This window comes from Acidovorax sp. CF316 (genome assembly GCF_000276605.1).
GTDB lineage: Bacteria > Pseudomonadota > Gammaproteobacteria > Burkholderiales > Burkholderiaceae_C > Acidovorax.
The window spans coordinates 1-5538 of sequence record NZ_AKJX01000147.1; the positions used below are offsets into that span (position 1 = coordinate 1).

The 5538-nt window shown below is 70.0% G+C and carries 6 protein-coding genes; 5 read left to right on the top strand and 1 reads right to left on the bottom strand.

Going from position 1 to position 5538, the window contains the following annotated elements; genetic code table 11:
- Positions 1-256 (top strand): EAL domain-containing protein (locus tag PMI14_RS18200; RefSeq protein WP_007856740.1); only part of this gene is annotated, 256 nt, incomplete at its 5' end.
- Between the two features lie 9 nt (positions 257-265).
- Here PMI14_RS18200 and PMI14_RS18205 read toward each other — a convergent pair.
- Positions 266-2251 (bottom strand): monovalent cation:proton antiporter-2 (CPA2) family protein, encoded by a 1986-nt coding sequence (locus PMI14_RS18205; RefSeq protein WP_007856741.1) that lies wholly within the window; start codon positions 2249-2251, stop codon positions 266-268.
- Between the two features lie 49 nt (positions 2252-2300).
- Here PMI14_RS18205 and PMI14_RS18210 point away from each other — a divergent pair, with 49 nt between their 5' ends.
- From PMI14_RS18210 to PMI14_RS18225, 4 genes are read left to right on the top strand one after another with little or no spacing between them, the layout of a single operon-like run.
- A complete protein-coding gene (locus PMI14_RS18210; protein ID WP_007856742.1) occupies positions 2301-3293 on the top strand; it encodes an SIS domain-containing protein in 993 nt (330 codons plus the stop codon).
- A gap of 3 nt (positions 3294-3296) precedes the next feature.
- Positions 3297-3860, top strand: coding sequence for an HAD family hydrolase (locus tag PMI14_RS18215; protein ID WP_007856743.1), 564 nt, complete (start codon positions 3297-3299; stop codon positions 3858-3860).
- A gap of 58 nt (positions 3861-3918) precedes the next feature.
- Positions 3919-4545, top strand: coding sequence for an LPS export ABC transporter periplasmic protein LptC (gene lptC, locus PMI14_RS18220; protein ID WP_007856744.1), 627 nt, complete (start codon positions 3919-3921; stop codon positions 4543-4545).
- A 50-nt stretch (positions 4546-4595) separates the two neighbouring features.
- A complete protein-coding gene (locus tag PMI14_RS18225) occupies positions 4596-5384 on the top strand; it encodes an SDR family oxidoreductase (protein ID WP_007856745.1) in 789 nt (262 codons plus the stop codon).
- The last annotated feature ends 154 nt before the right edge of the window (positions 5385-5538 follow it).

Sequence of the window (5538 nt, forward strand, 5' to 3'; positions counted from 1 at the left end):
GGCCTACCTCAAGCGCCTGCCACTGGACCAGCTCAAGATCGACCAGAGCTTCGTGCGCGACGTGCTCACCGACCCCAACGACGCCGCCATTGCCTGCACCATCGTCGCGCTGGCGCACAGCCTGGGCCTGGACGTGGTGGCAGAGGGGGTGGAGACCGAGGGCCAGCACGACTTCCTGCTGCGCAACGGCTGCCAGCAGTTCCAGGGCTATCTCTTCGGGCGGCCCGGCCCCGCAGAGGCGCTGCAGGCCGGCTGATCCGGCCTGTCAGCCTTTGAGCAACTTGGCCTCGGCCAGGCTCAGCGCCGCGGGGTGGCCCGACAGCACCAGCGTGTCGCCCTCGGCCAGCGCCGCATCGTCCACCGCAGCGCTCACATGGCCGTTGGCACGGCGCAGGTTGACCACGCGCACGCCCATGGCGGGCAGGGCCAGCTCGCCCAGCGCCTGGCCCAGGGTCTTGGCGCCCAACGGCAGGGTGACGGTGGCCAGGCGCTCCTGGTCGCGCTCGTTGACGGTGTCGTCGTCGGCCCCGTGGAAGTAGCCGCGCAGCAGGTTGTAGCGCGCATCGCGCTGGTCCTGCACCAGGCGCAGCACGCGGCGCATGGGCACACCGACCAGGGCCAGGGCATGGCTGGCGAGCATCAGCGAGCCTTCTATGGCCTCGGGCACGACCTCGGTCGCGCCGGCATCCCGCAGCTTGTCCAGGTGCAGGTCGTCCTGGGTGCGCACCACCACCGGCACCTGCGGCGCATGGGAGCGGGTGTTGGCCAGCACCTTGAGTGCGGCAGGCACGTCGACGTAGGTCACGGCCACGGCGCTGGCGCGCACCAGCCCGGCCGCCATGAGCGCCTGCAGGCGCGTGGCATCGCCGTAGACGACGGAGTCGCCCGCGGCGGCGGCCTGGCGCACGCGGTCCGGGTCCAGGTCGAGCGCCATGTAGGGGATGCCTTCGTGCTCCAGCATGCGCGCCAGGTTCTGGCCCGAGCGGCCGTAGCCGCAGATGATCACGTGCTTGCTCGAGTTGATGGACTTGCGCGCGATGGTCGTCATCTGCAGCGACTGCTGCAGCCAGTCACTGGCCACCAGCTTCATCACGATGCGGTTGGCATACATGATGAGAAAGGGCGTGGCCAGCATGGACAGCACCATCGCCGCGAGGATGGGGTTCATGAGCGCGGGCTGTACCAGGTTGTTGGTCTGGGCCAGCGACAGCAGCACGAAGCCGAATTCGCCGGCCTGCGCCAGGTACAGCCCGGTGCGCAGCGAGACCCCGGTGGTGGCCCCCATGCCGCGCGCCAGCACCAGGATGACCACCAGCTTGAGCGTGATCGGCACCACCAGCAGCGCCAGCACCAGGCCCCAGCGGTCGACCAGGATGTGCCAGTCCAGCATCATGCCGATGGTGATGAAGAACAGCCCGAGCAGCACGTCGTGGAAGGGACGGATGTCGGTGCCCACCTGGTGGCTGTACTCGGTCTCGGAGACCAGCACGCCGGCGATGAAGGCCCCCAGCGCCAGGCTCAGGCCGGCCACCTCGGTCAGCCAGGACAGGCCCAGGGTGATGAGCAGCAGGTTGAGCATGAACAGCTCTTCGCTCTTGCGGCGCGCCACCAGGGTCAGCCACCAGCGCATCACGCGCTGGCCGCCGGTGAGCAGCAGGCCCACCAGCACCGTGGCCTTGAGCAGGGCCCAGGCCAGCGCCACCAGCAGCTTGTCGGGCGAGGAGCCCAGGGCCGGGATCAGCACCAGCAGCGGCACCACGGCCAGGTCCTGGAACAGCAGGATGCCCATGACGTTGCGCCCGTGCTCGCTTTCGAGCTCGGCGCGCTCGGCCATGAGCTTGACCACGATGGCCGTGCTGCTCATGGCCATCACCCCGGACAGGGCCAGGGCGGTCTGCCAGCCCATCTCCCAGACCCCGCCCAGCAACTGGGCCAGGATCAGCGAGCCACCGGTGGCCAGGGTCATGGTCACGACCACCTGCATCAGCCCCAGGCCGAACACCTGGCGGCGCATGGCCCGCAGCTTGGGCAGGCTGAACTCCAGCCCGATGGCGAACATCAGGAACACCACGCCGAATTCGCCCAGGTGGCGCACCCCCTCGGAGTTCTGCGCCAGGGCCAGCGCGTGGGGACCGATCAGCACGCCCGCAGCCAGGTACCCCAGCATGGGCGGCAATTTCAGGCTGCGGCAGACCACCACGCCCAGCACTGCAGCCAGCAGGTAGAGCAGGGTGAGGGCGAGTGAGGACATAGGCTGATGCTATCCGAGCCCGGGCAGGCCGGTCGATAGAATCTCGCGCATGACCGCCGTACTTCCCCCTTTCGATGCCGAGCAGGCCCTGCGCCTGGCCCGTGAAACCTTCGACATCGAAGCCGCCGCCCTGAACGGGCTGGCCGCCCGCGTGGATGCACGCTTTGCCAACGCCGTGCAGATGGCGCTGTCCATCCGCGGCCGCGTGGTCGTGATGGGCATGGGCAAAAGCGGCCATGTGGGCCGCAAGATCGCCGCCACCCTGGCCTCCACCGGCACCCCGGCCTTTTTCGTGCACCCCGGAGAGGCCAGCCATGGCGACCTGGGCATGGTGACCGAGCACGACATGGTGCTGGCCATCTCCAACAGCGGCGAAAGCGGCGAGCTCACGGCCATCCTGCCGGTGCTCAAGCGCCTGGGCGTTCCGCTCCTGGCCCTGACCGGAGGCCTCGATTCCACGCTGGCGCGCCATGCCGACCTGGTGCTCGACTGCAGCGTGGAGCGCGAGGCCTGCCCGCTGAACCTGGCCCCCACGGCCAGCACCACGGCGCAGCTGGCCATGGGCGACGCGCTGGCGGTGGCCCTGCTCGACGCGCGCGGTTTCCGGCCCGAGGATTTCGCGCGCTCGCACCCCGGTGGTGCACTGGGCCGCAAGCTGCTCACGCATGTGAGCGACGTCATGCGCTCGGGCAGCGATGTACCGTGCGTGGCGCCCGGGGCGTCTTTCAGCGAGCTGATGCGCGAGATGAGCGCCAAGGGCCTGGGCGCCTCGGCCATCGTGGACGCGGCCGGCCAGATCCTGGGCATCTTCACCGACGGCGACCTGCGCCGGCGCATCGAGGCCGGAGCCGACCTGCGCACGGCGACGGCGGCCGAGGTGATGCACCCCTCGCCCCGGCGCATTGCGCCGGACTCCCTGGCCGTGGACGCGGCAGAGCTGATGGAGGCCCACAGCATCACCAGCGTGCTGGTGGTGGACGCCACCGGCGCGCTGGTCGGCGTGGTGCACATCGGCGACCTGATGCGCGCCAAGGTGATCTGAGCCATGGCGACCCCCCTTTCCGTGCAACCGGCCCTGAACTTCGCACCCGAGCTGCTGCTGCGCGCCCAGGGCGTGCGCGTGGCGTTCTTCGACGTGGACGGCGTGCTCACCGATGGCAGCCTGCTGTTCACCGACGCCGGCGAAACCATCAAGCGCTTCAACACCCTGGACGGCCACGGCCTCAAGCTGCTGCAGAAGGCCGGCATCACGCCGGCCGTGATCACCGGGCGCGACTCGGCCCCACTGCGCGTGCGCCTCAAGGCCCTGGGCGTGGAGCATGCGGTCTTCGGCACCGAGGACAAGCGCCCCGCGGCCGAGGCCATCCTGGCCGGACTGGGCCTGTCCTGGGCGCAGGCCGCCGCCATGGGCGACGACTGGCCCGACCTGCCGGTGATGCGCCGCAGCGCGCTGGCCTGCGCCCCGGCCAACGCCCAGATCGAGGTGCGCCAGAACGCCCACTACGTGACCGCCGCCCGCGGCGGCGATGGCGCTGCGCGTGAACTGTGCGACCTGCTGCTGGTGGCCACCGGCCACTATGCGCGCCTGCTGGCAGACTACACCGCATGACCACCGCCCCGCTTTTCTTTCCCATTGCAGCCACCGACCTGCGCGCCGGAGGCCGCCCATGAGCCGGCGCCAGATGCTGCGCCAGAGCTGGGAGCGCATCACCCTGTACCTGCCGGTGATGATCATGGGGCTGCTGGCCCTGGGCACCTGGTGGCTGGTGCGCAATGCGCCCATGCCCCTGGCCCCCGCTGCCGAAAAGGCCCGCAGCAACCAGCCCGACTATTCGATGAAGGCGTTTTCGGTCAAGAGCTTCGATGCCAAGGGCCGCCTGCAGAGCGAGGTGCAGGGCGACCTGGCGCGCCACTTCCCGGACACGGACACGCTGGAGATCGACCATGCGCGCATGCGCTCGGTGGCACTCGATGGGCGCCTGACCCTGGCCACCGCCAACCGGGCCCTGAGCAATGCCGACGGCAGCGAAGTGCAGCTCTTCGGCAATGCCATCGTCACGCGCGAGCCGCTGCCCGCCCGCCCCGGCGTGGCCGCCCAGCCGCGCATGGAGTTCCGCAGCGAGTTCCTGCATGCCTATACCCAGACCGAGCGCGTGCGCTCGGACAAGCCGGTGGTGCTGACGCGGGGCAATGACCGCTTCACGGCCGACGGCATGGACTACGACCACCTCGACCAGGTGCTGCAGCTGCGCGGACGGGTCAAGGGCGTACTCGTCCCCGGCGCCGCCAGGTAAAAAAGCAACCAGCGCCGGCCGGCGCATCCCACCCCACCACCAAGGCCCCCATGACCCTGCAGCAGCGACCCTCACTGGCCTTCATCACCGGCGCCTCCAGCGGCATCGGCCAGGCCCTGGCCCTGCGCTTTCACCAGGCCGGCTACCGCCTGGCGCTGGTGGCGCGCCGCACCGAGGAGGTCAAGGCCTGGGCGATCGCACAAGGCATCGACCCCGCGGACTACGAGATCTACGGCGCCGACGTCTCGGTGGTGGACAGCATCGTCGCCGCCGGGCACGACTGCCTCGCGCGCCAGGGCACGCCCGACGTGGTGATCGCCAACGCCGGCATCAGCGTCGGCATGGACACGGCGGTGCGGGCCGACATCGACGTCATGGCCCGCACCTTCGCCACCAACAACATCGGCATGGCCGCCACCTTCCACCCCTTCGTCGATGCCATGGTGCAGCGCCAAAGCGGCACCTTCGTGGGCATCGGCAGCGTGGCCGGCATCCGCGGGCTGCCCGGGCACGGTGCCTACTGCGGCAGCAAGGCGGCGGCCATCAGCTATTGCGAAAGCCTGCGCGGCGAGATGCGGCCCCACGGCGTGCGCGTGGTGACCATCTCGCCCGGCTACATCGACACGCCACTGACCCAGGGCAACCGCTACGGCATGCCCTTCCTCATGAAGGCCGAGGATTTTGCCGAGCGCGCCTTCCGCGCCATCACCGCAGGCGTCACCTACCGCGTGATCCCCTGGCAGATGGGCGTGGTGGCCAAGCTCATGCGCCTGCTGCCCAACTGGGTGTTCGACAAGGCCCTCGCGGGGCGGCCGCGCAAGCGCCGACAAGGCGAGTAACCTCCTGAGGCACCTCGCCCCATCGGAGATGGCAGCAGGTCCACACGCAAAAATCCAGGCATGAAAAAAGCCCCCGAAGGGGCTTGTCTTGGGTGCGCGCGAGGCGCAGCCGGGTTGCTCAGTAGCCGCTGTTGCCGCCACCACCGTAGCCGCC